General features: G+C 71.5%; 13 protein-coding genes. 7 read left to right on the plus strand and 6 right to left on the minus strand.

Features of this window, described 5'->3' with window-relative positions; translation table 11 throughout:
- Positions 1-825: a DUF6597 domain-containing transcriptional factor gene (locus tag OHA19_RS23000; protein ID WP_405713789.1), complete on the minus strand. Its 825-nt coding sequence runs from the start codon at positions 823-825 to the stop codon at positions 1-3.
- 90 nt (positions 826-915) lie between these two features.
- Here OHA19_RS23000 and OHA19_RS23005 point away from each other — a divergent pair, with 90 nt between their 5' ends.
- Positions 916-1,488, plus strand: coding sequence for a TIGR03086 family metal-binding protein (locus OHA19_RS23005; protein ID WP_405713787.1), 573 nt, complete (start codon positions 916-918; stop codon positions 1,486-1,488).
- A 515-nt stretch (positions 1,489-2,003) separates the two neighbouring features.
- Here OHA19_RS23005 and OHA19_RS23010 read toward each other — a convergent pair.
- The 4 genes from OHA19_RS23010 to OHA19_RS23025 all read right to left on the minus strand — a co-directional run bounded on the left by OHA19_RS23010 (position 2,004) and on the right by OHA19_RS23025 (position 6,081).
- Positions 2,004-3,152 carry a hypothetical protein gene (locus OHA19_RS23010; protein ID WP_405713785.1) on the minus strand — a complete coding sequence of 383 codons (1,149 nt, stop codon included), beginning with the start codon at positions 3,150-3,152 and terminating at the stop codon, positions 2,004-2,006.
- 105 nt (positions 3,153-3,257) lie between these two features.
- Positions 3,258-4,181 carry a universal stress protein gene (locus tag OHA19_RS23015; protein WP_405713783.1) on the minus strand — a complete coding sequence of 308 codons (924 nt, stop codon included), beginning with the start codon at positions 4,179-4,181 and terminating at the stop codon, positions 3,258-3,260.
- Positions 4,182-4,268: 87 nt separating this feature from the next.
- Positions 4,269-5,282 carry an Acg family FMN-binding oxidoreductase gene (locus tag OHA19_RS23020; protein ID WP_405713781.1) on the minus strand — a complete coding sequence of 338 codons (1,014 nt, stop codon included), beginning with the start codon at positions 5,280-5,282 and terminating at the stop codon, positions 4,269-4,271.
- 142 nt (positions 5,283-5,424) lie between these two features.
- Positions 5,425-6,081, minus strand: coding sequence for a TetR/AcrR family transcriptional regulator (locus tag OHA19_RS23025; protein WP_405713779.1), 657 nt, complete (start codon positions 6,079-6,081; stop codon positions 5,425-5,427).
- A 148-nt stretch (positions 6,082-6,229) separates the two neighbouring features.
- Between OHA19_RS23025 and OHA19_RS23030 the strand changes: the two genes are divergently transcribed.
- Positions 6,230-6,787: an NAD(P)H-dependent oxidoreductase gene (locus OHA19_RS23030; RefSeq protein WP_405713777.1), complete on the plus strand. Its 558-nt coding sequence runs from the start codon at positions 6,230-6,232 to the stop codon at positions 6,785-6,787.
- A gap of 171 nt (positions 6,788-6,958) precedes the next feature.
- Here the strand turns inward: OHA19_RS23030 and OHA19_RS23035 are convergent, their stop codons facing one another.
- Entirely contained in the window at positions 6,959-7,549 is a 591-nt protein-coding gene (locus OHA19_RS23035) for a hypothetical protein (protein ID WP_405713775.1), read from the minus strand.
- Positions 7,550-7,678: 129 nt separating this feature from the next.
- Here OHA19_RS23035 and hemL point away from each other — a divergent pair, with 129 nt between their 5' ends.
- The 5 genes from hemL to OHA19_RS23060 all read left to right on the plus strand — a co-directional run bounded on the left by hemL (position 7,679) and on the right by OHA19_RS23060 (position 12,733).
- Positions 7,679-8,995 carry a glutamate-1-semialdehyde 2,1-aminomutase gene (gene hemL, locus OHA19_RS23040; protein ID WP_405713773.1) on the plus strand — a complete coding sequence of 439 codons (1,317 nt, stop codon included), beginning with the start codon at positions 7,679-7,681 and terminating at the stop codon, positions 8,993-8,995.
- Positions 8,992-9,705: a histidine phosphatase family protein gene (locus tag OHA19_RS23045; RefSeq protein WP_405751388.1), complete on the plus strand. Its 714-nt coding sequence runs from the start codon at positions 8,992-8,994 to the stop codon at positions 9,703-9,705. Before hemL ends, OHA19_RS23045 begins: the two co-directional genes overlap by 4 nt.
- Before the next feature lie 335 nt (positions 9,706-10,040).
- Positions 10,041-11,288, plus strand: coding sequence for a hypothetical protein (locus OHA19_RS23050; RefSeq protein WP_405713769.1), 1,248 nt, complete (start codon positions 10,041-10,043; stop codon positions 11,286-11,288).
- Between the two features lie 67 nt (positions 11,289-11,355).
- Positions 11,356-11,967 carry a TlpA family protein disulfide reductase gene (locus tag OHA19_RS23055; RefSeq protein WP_405713767.1) on the plus strand — a complete coding sequence of 204 codons (612 nt, stop codon included), beginning with the start codon at positions 11,356-11,358 and terminating at the stop codon, positions 11,965-11,967.
- Between the two features lie 40 nt (positions 11,968-12,007).
- A complete protein-coding gene (locus OHA19_RS23060) occupies positions 12,008-12,733 on the plus strand; it encodes a cytochrome c biogenesis CcdA family protein (protein ID WP_405721583.1) in 726 nt (241 codons plus the stop codon).
- Positions 12,734-12,735: the final 2 nt, after the last annotated feature.

Consider the following 12,735-nt stretch of genomic DNA (forward strand, 5'->3'; position numbering starts at 1 on the left):
TCAGTGCGGCGCGAACGCCGTCGGTGGCACGCCGACCGTGGCGGTGAAGTCCCTGATCAGATGGGCCTGGTCGCTGTAACCGAGCTCCGCCGCGAGTGCCGCCCAGTCCACCTGCGGGTCTGACTCGGCCCGCTCCAGCGCCTCGTGGATGCGGTAGCGGAGGATGACCCATTTGGGGCCGACGCCGACGTACGCGGCGAAGAGCCGCTGCAGCGAGCGCGGCGACAGCCCCGCCGCGCGGGCGAGTTCGTCGACGCGGCGCACCGTGCGGTCCGTGCGCACCAGGTCGGCCAGGGCGATCGCGCGTTCGGCCTGCGGATCGGGTTCCGGGCCGAGCGCCAGCAGGTACCGGTCGAGCGCCGCCACCCGCGCGTCCTCGTCCGCCGGGCCGAGGATGTCGGACGGCGGGGCGGGCGGGGTGAACACCTCGTCGGCGGGGAGCCGCCGCCCCGTCCATTCCGCGACCGGCCGGTCCGGTACGAACGGCCGGAAGCCGCCGGGCCGGAACTTCACCCCGCAGACCCGGCCCCGGCGCTCCAGTTTCTGCGTGAAGAGCTCCAGCCCGATGCCCGAGACCTCCACGAACCCGGCGGGGCCGGGCCGGGCCGTGCCGTCGTCCTGCTCGAACCGCTGGAAGACCAGGTTCACGGACGGGTGCGGCACCACATGGGAGGCGTACGGCTGGGACAGGTCCCAGTCGATGAGCCAGTAGTGGTCGACGTACGGCCGCAGTCCGGCGGCGGGTTCACGGCGGCGGAAACGCACCTGGGCGAAGAGTTCGGGGGCGTCGACGATGCCCCGGGTGTCGCGTCGAGGACCGGCCATGGCGGCGATCCTATGATCTGCGGACCGCGTGGCGTGGACGATGTCGCGTTTCTTCAAGCGCCCGCCCGACCGGTCGTGCATCGTCGAACGATGACGAAGATCAGTGAGTTGCTGGATACGGCCGTCGGACCGGCCGTGGCCGTGCTGGACGGGATCGAAGACAACAGCCTCGGCGCGCCCACGCCGTGCGCGGAGTACGACGTACGGGGCCTGATCAACCATCTCTTCCAAGTGATCGTCAACTTCCAGGCCCTGGCGGCCAGGCAGGAGGCCGACTTCGGTACGACGCCGGACGTCGTCACCGGGGACTGGCGGGCCCGCTTCGGCGAGGAGGCCGCGGCGCTGGTGGCGGCCTGGGCCGTGCCCGGCGCGGACGAGGGGACCACGGGGGCCATGGGGCTTCCGGCCAGGACCGTCGGGAACATGGTGCTGGGCGATCTGACCGTCCACGCCTGGGACCTGGCGCGGGCCACCGGCCAGGAGTTCACCCCGGACGAGTCCGTACTGGGCGAGATCGGTCCCGCGCTGGCCGCGATGGCCCCGATGGCCAGGGAGGCGAAGGTGTTCGGCGAGCCGCACCCCGTGCCGGACGGGGCCAGCCCGTTCGACGAGGTGCTCGCTCTGACCGGCCGGGATCCCGGTTGGCGGCCGGACGCCGCCTGACGCCGGCGGCCGGAGGGCGGAGGTCGGGGGACCCGCCCTCCGGGGCCCGAGGGGTGTCGTGGAGGCCGTCCAGCCTGGTGCACGCGCCGTCCACGACGCCCTCGGCATCCACCAGCATCGCGCGCTCGGCCAGCCGGGCCGCCCGATGGGGATACGGGGACGGGGGCGCGGGGCGTCGCCGCCACCAGCTCTCGCACGCCGCGTAGATGCCGACGGCGAAGACCAGTACGGGGATGGACAGGGCCAGCAGGGTGTCGCCCACGACAGACCTCCTCGCACACACGGGACCAAGGCAGGTCTCTTCCGTATCGGCAGGTTCACCGGGTCGGCTGAACATCACTCTTCGGCCGATGAGCGGCCAATGAGCGGCCAATGAGCGGTCGGCGAGCAGTCGATGAGCGGAATGCGTGGCCGGAAACGGGTGCGCGAGGCGGCCCGCCGGGCCTGCCGGCTCCAGGCACCCCCTGCGTCGAGCCGGGCCCACCGGCTCACACACGCACTGCGTCGAGCCGGGTCTACCGGCTCCACACATGCACTGCGTCGCCCGAATCCGACACCGTGTACCAGGTCCCGTCGCCGAGGACCGTGGGCGCGCCGGATATCGGGAACGGGTACGCGACCTGCGCGGCCACCCGCAATTCCGCCCCGGCCGTGCTCACCAGCCAGTGGCGCTGCTCGCCGTACTCCGCGTCCCGCTCCGCCGTACCGGCGATGAGGGTCTCCTCGTCGAGGAAGCCGCACTCGTAGTCCCAGAGCGTCTCGTCGGCGTCCCGGTCGTCGGGATCGGCCTCGGGGTGGCGGGGGACGGCGTGCTCGGTGGCGAGTTCGGAGAGTACGGAACCGTCGTCGATCCGGTGCGTGCCGAGGGTCTCCTCGTAATGGGTCACCGTCACGAAGCGGTCCCCCGAGGGGCTCACCCCCGTCAGGATCCGTTCGTCGTTGCAGAACTGCTCGACGGAGAGCTGCTCGCCGTCCCACCGGCCCCACCGCAGCGGCACCCCGTCCTGGCCCTCGCCGACACTCAGCCCCATCCGGGCGGGGTCGGGATGCGGGACGTGATGGGAGCCGGCCGCCACCGTCTCGGTCTCCGCCCGGCCGAGCACCCGTCCGTCGGCGGCGTCGATGATCAGCCACTCGTCCAGCGCCTCCGGATCGGGGCCGGACGCGGCGACAGGCCCGCGGATGTGGGCCCAGACGAGCGCCCCGTCCGCGGAGAACACGGCCGAGCCGCTGTCCGCGTACAGATGCCTGTGATCGGCCGCGTACTCCTCGTACGCGCTGTGGAGCGTGCGGCAGCTGCCGTCCCAGCAGCCGTGCCGCACCTCCCAGCGCACCGCCCCCGTCGGATCCACCGCGCGTACCGCGTGCACCCCGGCGAAGACCGCGAGGTCACCGCGCGGCGCCACCGCGCAGGTGCCGAAGCGGCGGGGCCAGGGCGCGGGGAAGCGGACCGGCGCCGCGTCCGGGTCGCCGGGGTCGACGGCGATCAGCTCGGTGTCGCCGCGCTGGACGAGCAGGCGCCGCCCGTCCGCCGGCCGCCCGTCGCCGACCCCGGGTGCTGCGTCCGGCCAGTGCAGGAGCTCCGGGGCGTCCGCCGTGTTCCGTGCGCGGTCCAGCGGTGCGGCGAGCGTGGTGACAAGGCGTGCGGCGACGGCATCGGCCATGGGGCGGGCCCTCCCCCTTCGTGTGTGGGTGCGCCGACTCGTACGTGAGCGCATCGGTTACGGGGAGAACCGTAGGGCCGGCCGACGGGCGCCGGGTCGGCGGCCTCAGCCCTGGTACGTGTCCGGGACGACGGCCACCGGGCAGGGCGAGTGGTGCAGCACCGCATGGTTGACCGTGCCCAGCTGGAGTCCGTGCCATCCGCTGCTCCGCCGGGCGCCGACGACCAGGAGTTCCGCGGTCTCGGCGGCTTCGAGCAGGACCTCGTGCGCCGGTCCCTGCGCCACCGACCGGTGGATGACGACGGTTCCGGAGCCGTCCTGGACCTCCTGTGTGTCCCGCTTTCTCCGTGCCTCCAGGGTCTCCAGGGCCTTCAGGACCTCACCGAGGTGTTCCTCGGCCTGTCGGCGGTGGGTGGAGAAGGAGGAGCCACCGAGGGGCGGATGGCTCAGGAGCTCGTGCGCGGGGCGGCGCCAGGCGCGTACGGCGGTGAGCTCGCCCTGTCGCGATGCGGCCTGGGCCAGGGCGAAGACCGTGGCGGGCGACGGGCCGGCGGCATCGCTGATCCCGACGACGACGCGGCCGGGGCTCGCCGGGGTGCCTGGCTGCCTCGCCGGAATCACCACGACCGGGCAGTGCGACCGGCCGGCCAGCGCCAGACCCACGGACCCCAGGAGCATTCCGGCGATCCGGCCCCGGCCCCGGGAGCCCAGGACGACGAGCGACGCCTCGTGGCTCTCCCGCACGAGGGCGGCCACCGGGTCCTCGGGCTGCACGTCCGCCACCACGCTCACCTCGGGCCTGAGGTCCCGCACCCGGTCCCGGGCCGAGGCGACCAGATGCTCGGCGAGGAGCTGCTCGCCGGGGACACCGGCGTCGACGGTGGGCCGCAGGCCCTCGTAGTGCTCCCACAGCGACGCGTGGACGACGCGCAGGGGGAGCCGGGTCCGGGCCGCTTCCGCCGCGGCCCAGTCCAGGGCTCGCATGCTGCCCTCCGAACCGTCCACCCCGACGACCACCGGAAGCCTCATCGCTCCCACCGCCTCTCCCGCTTCCGCTCCTGCGGTCCGACCGTCTCCACGGTGCGCCGACCCGTTCTCACGGTGCGCCGACCGTCCCTACGGCTCGATCGTCAGCACCCGGTCCAGGCGGCGGCGCGGTGTCCGCGGCCCGGTGGGCCCGTATCCCAGGCGGATGATCATCTGGGGGTTTCCCACGCCGTGGACCGGGTCGCGCAGGACCCAGCGCAGGTCCGGCCATTCGACGGGCTGGGTCGCGAACGAGGTGGACACCGCGTCCAAGGTGGCGGCGAGCAGGACGCGCTCCAGCGCCTGACCGGCGCGGAGCCAGTCCGCCGGGCGGTCGCTCTCGGTGCTCAGCAGGGCCAGCTGCGGCCGCCGCTCGAACAGGACGCGGGGCCGGCCGACGGGGGCGCCGGTGCCGGTGAAATCGCGGTTGGTCGCACGCTCGGAGGCGTCGCGCGGGCCGAAGGCGTAGTCGGGGATGCCGTCGTCCGGCGCGTCGGTCTTCGTGTACCGGGCCCAGTGCTCCTGCTCCGCCTCGCGCGCCGGGTCGCCCCGGTCGTACCCCTCGGCGTCCCGGATCAGGTCGAGCACGGTCTCCAGATGGGGCGGGACCAGGAACGTGAGGTCCGCGCCCTCGGTACGGGCCGCGCCCACGAGGCGTGCGCGGACGTCTTCGGGGATCGGCTGCTCGTCGAACGGGTAGCGGCTGGTGTGCCGGTCCGCGATCGCCGGGTGGAGGGCGCGGAGCGCTTCGTCGGCCCGGTCGCGCGGGGTGCCGGGGCGGCTGTCGAGGCCGGTGTCGAGGCGTACGGCGGCCAGGAACGCCGGATCCGACGGGGCGGGCAGCAGCGTGGTGGCGGCGCTCAGGCCGTGGTGGGCGGCGGACACCCGCAGGTTCAGCAGGGCCGCGCCGCAGCCGATGTGAAGGGCGCGGGTGGCGGGGTCGGCCGCCGGCATCGCGCGCTCGAAGTCGGCCCGCAGGGCGAGAGCGCGGTCGCCGCGCGAGTACCGGAAGAGCCAGGGCTGGGCGTTGTGCATGGACGGTGCGGCGGTGGCGTCGGCGACGAGGTCGGTCACCACCGTGTCGGTGAGCGTCTGGGCGGACATCTGACCCCCGCGGTTCGGGAACTGCCGATGTCCTTCCAGCATGTATCAAGTGCCGCCGGGACGGTACGGGAGGCGGCCCGGGGTTCCGGGATCTCGCAGGGCGGTTTCCGGGATCTCGCCGGGTGGGGAAGCCCGAGCGGCCTCAGACGGTTGCCCCCAGGCGGGTGACCAGGTGGTGCCAGGCTTCCTCCAGGCGCTCCAGCGGCATGCCGCGCTCGATGGTGAGGTGGTGCACGAGGGCGGTGTCGATGGAGGCCAGCAGCGTGTGCGCGAGCAGCTCCGGATCGCCCGGCACCCTCGCCTGCCGCAGCAGCATCGCGAGGTGGTTGAGGCGCAGACGGAGCGCCGGGACGGTGTAGTTGCGCAGCGGGTCGGTCCGGCTGGCCAGGATCAGCGGGTGGTGGTCGCGTTCGTGGCGCAGGACTGCGGGTCCGAAGGCGTGCAGCCGTTCCGTCGCGGGGGCGTCCGGGCCCAGCGGCGGCGGGCCGGAGAGGAAGGCGGCCTGGAGTTGCTTCTCCCGGTGGTCCAGGAGCGCGAGCAGGAGCCCGGCCCGGTCGCCGAAGCGCCGGAAGACGGTTCCCTTGCCCACCCCCGCCGCGGCGGCCACCGACTCCATGGTCAGGTTCGCCGCCCCGCATCCGGCCAGGAGCCGGGAGGCGGCGTCCAGCAGGAGGGTGCGGTTGCGTGCCGCGTCCGCCCGCAGCTGCGGGGGTTCGTCGATCGGGGCGAGGGGGAGACTCGTCCGCGCTTCTCCCGATTCGGGCAGCCTCGGCGTCGGAGGGGTATCGGAGCCGGTCATGTTCTCAGCGTAACGCCCGGAGGGGACAAGTGGACCCCGGTCCGCTTAGGTGGTACAACTTTAAACGGACCACGGTCCGCTTGATTCTGCTTTCTCGATGTACCCGTTTTCCGATGTACCTGCCTCTCCGCCTCCCAGGAGTTCCCCCATGTCTGTACGCATCCTCGCGCTCGTCGGCAGCCTCCGCGCCGGTTCGCACAACCGTCAGCTCGCCGAAGCCGCCGCCAAGCACGCCCCTGCGGGCGCCGAGATCGAGCTGTTCGAGGGCCTGGCCGAGGTGCCCTTCTACAACGAGGACATCGACGTCGAGGGAAGCGTCCCGGCCGCTGCCGCCCGGCTGCGCGAGGTGGCCGCGAACGCCGACGCGTTCCTGCTCTTCTCGCCCGAGTACAACGGCACCATGCCGGCCGTCCTGAAGAACGCCATCGACTGGCTGTCCCGCCCGTTCGGCGCCGGCGCCATCTCCGGCAAGCCGGTCGCCGTGGTCGGCACCGCCTTCGGCCAGTACGGCGGCGTCTGGGCGCAGGACGACGCCCGCAAGTCCGCCGGCATCGCGGGTGCCGTGGTCCTGGAGGACGTCAAGCTGTCCATCCCCGGCTCCGTGACGCGCTTCGCGGAAACCCACCCGGCCGACGACACCGAGGTCGTCACCGCCCTCACCGACGTGATCGGCAAGGTGCGCTCGGCCGCTTCTGTGGCCGCCTGACCTTTCGTTTCATCTGCGCGCGGCCGCGCGGCGGGCGGGAACGCCACGTCGCGGCCGCGCGCAGCGCTGTTCCGGGGCGCCCGGCGCGTCCGCCCAGGGGTATCCCGCCCGGCGGTCCGCCCCGGAGCCGTCGGCCGACCCGCCGCCGGCCCGTATCGAACGGCCCCCGGCTCAGGGCCACACCAGGCAGTACGCCTGGTGCCCCGCGTCGTGCAGCCGGTGCGAGAAGTCCTGCCACTCGTGCAGGAGCCGGTAGACGTTGAACGCGTCGCGCGGGCCGCCGCGGTCCGGGACCGTGGACCAGATGAACGCCGCGGCGCCCACCGACTCCTCGCCGACGCCGCGCAGCGGGTCGACGACCGTCATCGGAAGCTTGACCACCGCGTAGTCGGGGTGCAGCACCACCAGTTCGAGCGGCGGGACCTTGTGCAGAGGTATGCCCTGAATTCCGGTGAGGACCATCGCCGCCACCGTCTCCGGCTTGATCTTGGTGAACATGCCGCCCATGCCCAGCTCGTCGCCGCCGAGCTCCTCGGGGCGCATCGAAATGGGCACGCGTGCCGCGGTGGCCCCGTCGGGGGCACCGAAGTACTTGTAGGTCACCCCCACCCGGCCACCACTCCTGCTTCCGGCTTCGTCACCCTGCGCACCACCGGCCCGTATGCCCTGCTCCCGCTCCGCGTCACGCCGGTGCCGACCCCGCCGGGCAGGCTCGGGCCCCAGGTCGTCGGTCCCTTCGCCCACTCCGCCACCGCGATGCATATCTCATCCACCCGACTACTACTTAGGAGACACAGCCCCCGCCGCGCAACCCGATCATCGTGTCAGTGACCTCCCCCACGGACGTGCGGTGAAACACCTGTCCGCGAGACCGTCCGTGGCTCTGACACCATGGCTTGTGTGAGCTTTCCCTATGACGCCCCAGTTTCGCAGACGCTTTTCGACCGCGCGTCCCTCGTGACGCCCGGCGGCGTGAACTCTCCCGTACGTGCCTTCCGGGCCGTGGGCGGTACGCCCCGCTTCATGGTGTCCGGCAGCGGTCCGTACCTCACCGACGCCGACGGCCGTGAGTACGTCGACCTCGTGTGCTCGTGGGGGCCGATGATCCTCGGCCACTCCCACCCGGAGGTCATCGCCGCAGTCCAGGAGGCCGTCGCCCGCGGCACCTCGTTCGGTACGCCCGGTGAGGGCGAGGTCGCGCTCGCCGAGGAGATCGTGGCCCGGGTCGAGCCCGTGGAGCAGGTGCGGCTGGTGTCGTCCGGCACCGAGGCGACCATGTCCGCGATCCGTCTCGCCCGCGGGTTCACCGGCCGGGCCAAGGTGGTGAAGTTCGCCGGCTGCTACCACGGCCACGTCGACGCGCTGCTCGCCGCCGCCGGTTCCGGGGTCGCCACCTTCGGCCTCCCGGACACCCCGGGGGTCACCGGTGCGCAGGCCGGCGACACCATCGTGCTGCCGTACAACGACCTGGACGCCGTCCGCGAGGCGTTCGCCGCGCACCCCGGCGAGATCGCCTGTGTGATCACCGAGGCGTCGCCGGGCAACATGGGCGTCGTACCGCCGCTGGACGGTTTCAACGCCGGGCTCAAGGAGCTCTGCGCCGCAGGCGGTGCGCTGTACATCTCCGACGAGGTCATGACCGGGTTCCGTACGTCGAAGGCCGGCTGGTTCGGCGTCGACGGGGTGCGGCCCGACCTGATGACCTTCGGCAAGGTCATGGGCGGCGGCTTCCCGGCCGCGGCCTTCGGCGGGCGCGCGGACGTGATGGCATACCTCGCCCCGGCCGGCCCCGTCTACCAGGCGGGCACCCTCTCCGGGAACCCGATCGCCACCGCCGCCGGTCTCGCCCAGCTGCGACTGCTCGACGACGCGGCGTACGCCAAGGTGGACGCGGTCTCCGCGGAGATCCGCGGCCTGGTCAGCGAGGCGCTGGCCAAGGAGGGCGTGGCGCACACCGTGCAGGCGGCGAGCAACATGTTCTCCGTCTTCTTCACCGACCGCCCGGTGCGGAACTACGAGGACGCCAAGCAGCAGGAAGCTTTCCGCTTCACCGCGTTCTTCCACTCGCTGCTGTCGCAGGGCGTCTACCTGCCGCCGTCGGCCTTCGAGTCCTGGTTCGTCTCCACCGCCCACGACACGCAGGCCGTCGAGCGCATCGCCGCCGCCCTGCCCGCCGCCGCCCGTGCCGCCTCGGAGGCCACCGCATGAGCGAGAACGGAGCCCGCGAGAACGGAGCCCGCAAGGACAAGGACATCACCGTCGTCCATCTGATGCGGCACGGCGAGGTGCACAACCCGGAGGGCGTGCTCTACGGCCGCCGCCCCGGCTACCACCTCTCCGAGCTCGGCCGTCAGATGGCCGACCGGGTCGCCGAGCACCTGGCCGGCCGCGACATCACTCATGTCGTCGCCTCGCCGCTGGAGCGCGCCCAGGAGACGGCCACGCCGATCGCCAAGGCGCACGGCCTGGACCTGGCCACCGACGGGCGGCTCATCGAGGCGGCCAACGTCTTCGAGGGCAAGACCTTCGGCGTCGGCGACGGCGCGCTGCGCAAGCCGGACAACTGGAAGCACCTGACGAACCCGTTCCGCCCGTCGTGGGGCGAGCCGTACATCGAGCAGGTCGTACGGATGATGGGCGCGCTGGACGCGGCACGCGACGCGGCCCGCGGCCACGAGGCGGTGTGCGTCAGTCACCAGCTGCCGATCTGGATCGTGCGCAGCTTCGTCGAGCGGCGGCGGCTGTGGCACGACCCGCGCAAGCGGCAGTGCACCCTCGCCTCGCTGACGAGTTTCACGTACCAGGGCGACAAGATCGTGTCGGTCGGGTACACGGAGCCGGCGCGGGACCTGGTGCCGGCGCATCTGCGGGCCGGCGCGAAGCCGGTGAAGGGGAAGTCGAAGGCGTTCGGCGCGTAGCCGGCCCCTGGGCCGGCGGGGGCGGGGGCCCCGGGCCTGTTCGTCGGGCCGGGGGCCCCGGGCTCGTTCGTCGGGTGCCGGATCTTCCTCGGTAGCTGTTCTGTTTTCGATCGCCGGACGGGCTTGATCTTCGCCCGTCCGGCGATTGCTGTCTTCGGTGGTGGTCGAGCGCCGCTCCCACCCCGTACCTGCTAGGTCATGCGTTCGGTCACGGTTGGGACCTGATCACGCAAAGAATCATGTGTTAATCAGAGGAACCCCCGTGTTGATTCCGCCATCTAAGCCTTCGCCAGTTTGTATGGACTTAAGGCAAAACGACCGCAGATGGGGTAATCATGCGCGACATCAGCCGAAGGGGTCTGCTCGGAGCCGGACTAGGAGCCGCCGCCGTCGGGGTGGCGGGCTGCGGCGCCTTCGGCTCTTCCGGCAAGGGCCGGTCGGGGACCACGGGGGAGAAGGGGGCCGCCGAGGCCACCCGGGGGACGGGGCCCGCGAAGAAGGACGTCCGGGAGATCGGGGACGGTTCCACCGCCGACACCGGAAAGCAGCCGCACCAGCCCGCCAAGCCGGTGCCGCTCGAACCCGGGCAGACGCCGCCGCAGTTCGTGATCTTCTCCTGGGACGGGGCGGGCGAGGTCGGCAACGGGCTCTTCCCGCGCTTTCTGGAACTCGCCAAGGATCATGACGCGGCGATGACCTTCTTCCTGTCCGGGCTCTATCTGCTGCCCGAGTCGAAGAAGTCCATGTACCGGCCGCCCAACAACCCCATCGGCGCTTCCGACATCGGTTATCTCACCGACGGTCACATCAAGGAGACGCTGAAGAACGTCCGGCAGGCATGGCTCGACGGCCACGAGATCGGTACCCACTTCAACGGGCATTTCTGCAGCGGTTCCGGATCGGTCGCGAACTGGTCGTCCGAGCAGTGGCGGAACGAAATCGATCAGGCGGTCTCATTCGTCACCGAATGGCGGACGAACACCGGCTGGACCGACCTCGACCCGCTGCCTTTCGACTACCGGAAGGAACTGATCGGCGGCCGCGCCCCCTGCCTGCTCGGCCAGGAGAATCTGCTGCCGACGGCGAGCAAGCTCGGCTGGCGCTACGACGCCAGCTCGCCCGGCGGCACCCAGGTCTGGCCCAATAAGCGGGACGGCGTCTGGGACCTGCCGCTCCAGGCGATGCCCTTCCCGGGGCACACCTTCGAGGTCCTCTCGATGGACTACAACATCCTCGCCAACCAGTCGCTGAATTCGACCAAGGGCATGCCCTCGCGCTATCCCGAATGGCGCAAGCAGGCCACCGGGTCGTACCTCGCCGGTTTCGACCGCGCGTACTCCTCGAATCGCGCACCCTTCTACATCGGAAACCACTTCGAGGAGTGGAACGGCGGCATCTACATGGACGCCGTCGAGGAAGTGATCAAGAAAGTCGCGGGGAAGCCGGATGTGCGCCTCGTCTCCTTCCGGCAGTTCGTCGACTGGCTCGACGTACAGACCCCGGCCGTGCTCGACAAGCTCCGCACACTGCAGGTCGGACAGTCGCCCGAAGGCGGCTGGAACACCTTCTTTAAACAAGCCTGACAACGGGCTTTACGGGCACCGAGGGGGGTGCCCGAGATCGCCGGAACCGCCATGCGAAACTTTTCACATGAGCTCTGGCCGCGCACCCCGACGCCGCTTCACCCTGCTCGCCGCCCCCGCTGCGGCAGTCGCCCTCGCCCTCACGCTGACCGCGTGCGGCGGGGACGGCAACAAGGCCGGCGGCGGTGGCAACACGAACTTCGTCACCGGCAGTGGCGGTATCTCCACCGTGGACAAGGGCGACCGCAAGGCCGCCCCGAAGCTGGACGGCGAGACCCTCGACGGCAAGCAGCTCGACGTCGCCGACTACAAGGGCAAGGTCGTCGTGCTGAACATCTGGGGCTCGTGGTGCGGGCCCTGTCGCCTTGAGGCCCAGTACTTCTCGCGGGTCGCGAAGGAGATGAAGGACAAGGACGTCCAGTTCGTCGGGATCAACACGCGGGACGCCCAGAAGGGCCCCGCCGTGAGTTTCGAGAAGGACTACGGAGTCCCGTACCCGAGCCTCTTCGACCCGACGGGCAAGCTCATGCTCCGCTTCCCCAAGGGCACGCTGCGTCCGCAGTCCATTCCGTCGACCGTGGTCCTGGACCGGGACGGGAAGATCGCCGCCCGTTCGCTGGCCGCGCTCGACTCCGAGAAGCTGCACAAGATGATCGACCCGCTGATCGCGGAGAAGTGATCAGGTGATCGCCCTCGCCGTCGCCGCCCAGAACGAGACCATGGTGAGCGGGGCCCTGCTGGTCGCCCTGCCCCTGGCCGTACTCGCCGGGCTCGTCTCGTTCTTCTCGCCATGCGTCCTGCCGCTCGTCCCCGGATACCTCAGCTACGTCACCGGGGTCAGCGGCACCGACCTGGCGCAGGCCAAGCGAGGGCGCATGGTCGCGGGCGCCTCCCTCTTCGTGCTCGGCTTCACCGCCGTGTTCGTCTCCGGCGGCGCGCTCTTCGGCTTCTTCGGCCAGACCCTCCAGGAGCAGAGCGGGATCCTCACCAAGATCCTCGGCGTGCTGATGATCCTGATGGGGATCTTCTTCATGGGCCTGATGCCCTGGATGACGCAGCGTGAGTTCCGTATCCACAAGAGGCCGGTGACCGGGCTGGCGGGCGCGCCGGTGCTGGGCGCCCTCTTCGGGATCGGCTGGACCCCGTGCCTGGGCCCGACGCTCAGCTCGGTGAGCATGCTCGCGATGGAGCAGGGCACCGCCGGGCGCGGGGCGATACTGACCGTCGCGTACTGCCTCGGCCTCGGCGTCCCCTTCGTGCTCGCCGCCGTCGCGTTCCGCAAGGCGCTCGGCGCGTTCGGCTGGGTCAAGCGGCACTACGCATGGGTCATGCGCATCGGCGGCGTGATGATGATCGCGACCGGTCTCCTCCTGCTGACCGGCGTGTGGGGCACGATGATGCAGCAATTGCAGGGCTGGTCCAACGGCTTCACGGTGGGGATCTGAGT

It is taken from the genome of Streptomyces sp. NBC_00012 (assembly GCF_045040875.1).
Classification (GTDB): Bacteria; Actinomycetota; Actinomycetes; order Streptomycetales; family Streptomycetaceae; genus Streptomyces.

Coding starts and splice junctions, on each gene's coding strand:
- OHA19_RS23020 (WP_405713781.1), bottom strand. CDS start 5,282: ATGTCCGCCCAGACGCTCACCGACACGGTGGTGACCGACCTCGTCGCC.
- OHA19_RS23025 (WP_405713779.1), bottom strand. CDS start 6,081: ATGACCGGCTCCGATACCCCTCCGACGCCGAGGCTGCCCGAATCGGGA.
- OHA19_RS23045 (WP_405751388.1), top strand. CDS start 8,992: ATGAGCGAGAACGGAGCCCGCGAGAACGGAGCCCGCAAGGACAAGGAC.
- OHA19_RS23010 (WP_405713785.1), bottom strand. CDS start 3,152: ATGGCCGATGCCGTCGCCGCACGCCTTGTCACCACGCTCGCCGCACCG.
- OHA19_RS23005 (WP_405713787.1), top strand. CDS start 916: ATGACGAAGATCAGTGAGTTGCTGGATACGGCCGTCGGACCGGCCGTG.
- OHA19_RS23000 (WP_405713789.1), bottom strand. CDS start 825: ATGGCCGGTCCTCGACGCGACACCCGGGGCATCGTCGACGCCCCCGAA.
- OHA19_RS23050 (WP_405713769.1), top strand. CDS start 10,041: ATGCGCGACATCAGCCGAAGGGGTCTGCTCGGAGCCGGACTAGGAGCC.
- OHA19_RS23035 (WP_405713775.1), bottom strand. CDS start 7,549: ATGCATCGCGGTGGCGGAGTGGGCGAAGGGACCGACGACCTGGGGCCC.
- OHA19_RS23060 (WP_405721583.1), top strand. CDS start 12,008: ATGGTGAGCGGGGCCCTGCTGGTCGCCCTGCCCCTGGCCGTACTCGCC.
- OHA19_RS23015 (WP_405713783.1), bottom strand. CDS start 4,181: ATGAGGCTTCCGGTGGTCGTCGGGGTGGACGGTTCGGAGGGCAGCATG.
- OHA19_RS23030 (WP_405713777.1), top strand. CDS start 6,230: ATGTCTGTACGCATCCTCGCGCTCGTCGGCAGCCTCCGCGCCGGTTCG.
- OHA19_RS23055 (WP_405713767.1), top strand. CDS start 11,356: ATGAGCTCTGGCCGCGCACCCCGACGCCGCTTCACCCTGCTCGCCGCC.
- hemL (WP_405713773.1), top strand. CDS start 7,679: ATGGCTTGTGTGAGCTTTCCCTATGACGCCCCAGTTTCGCAGACGCTT.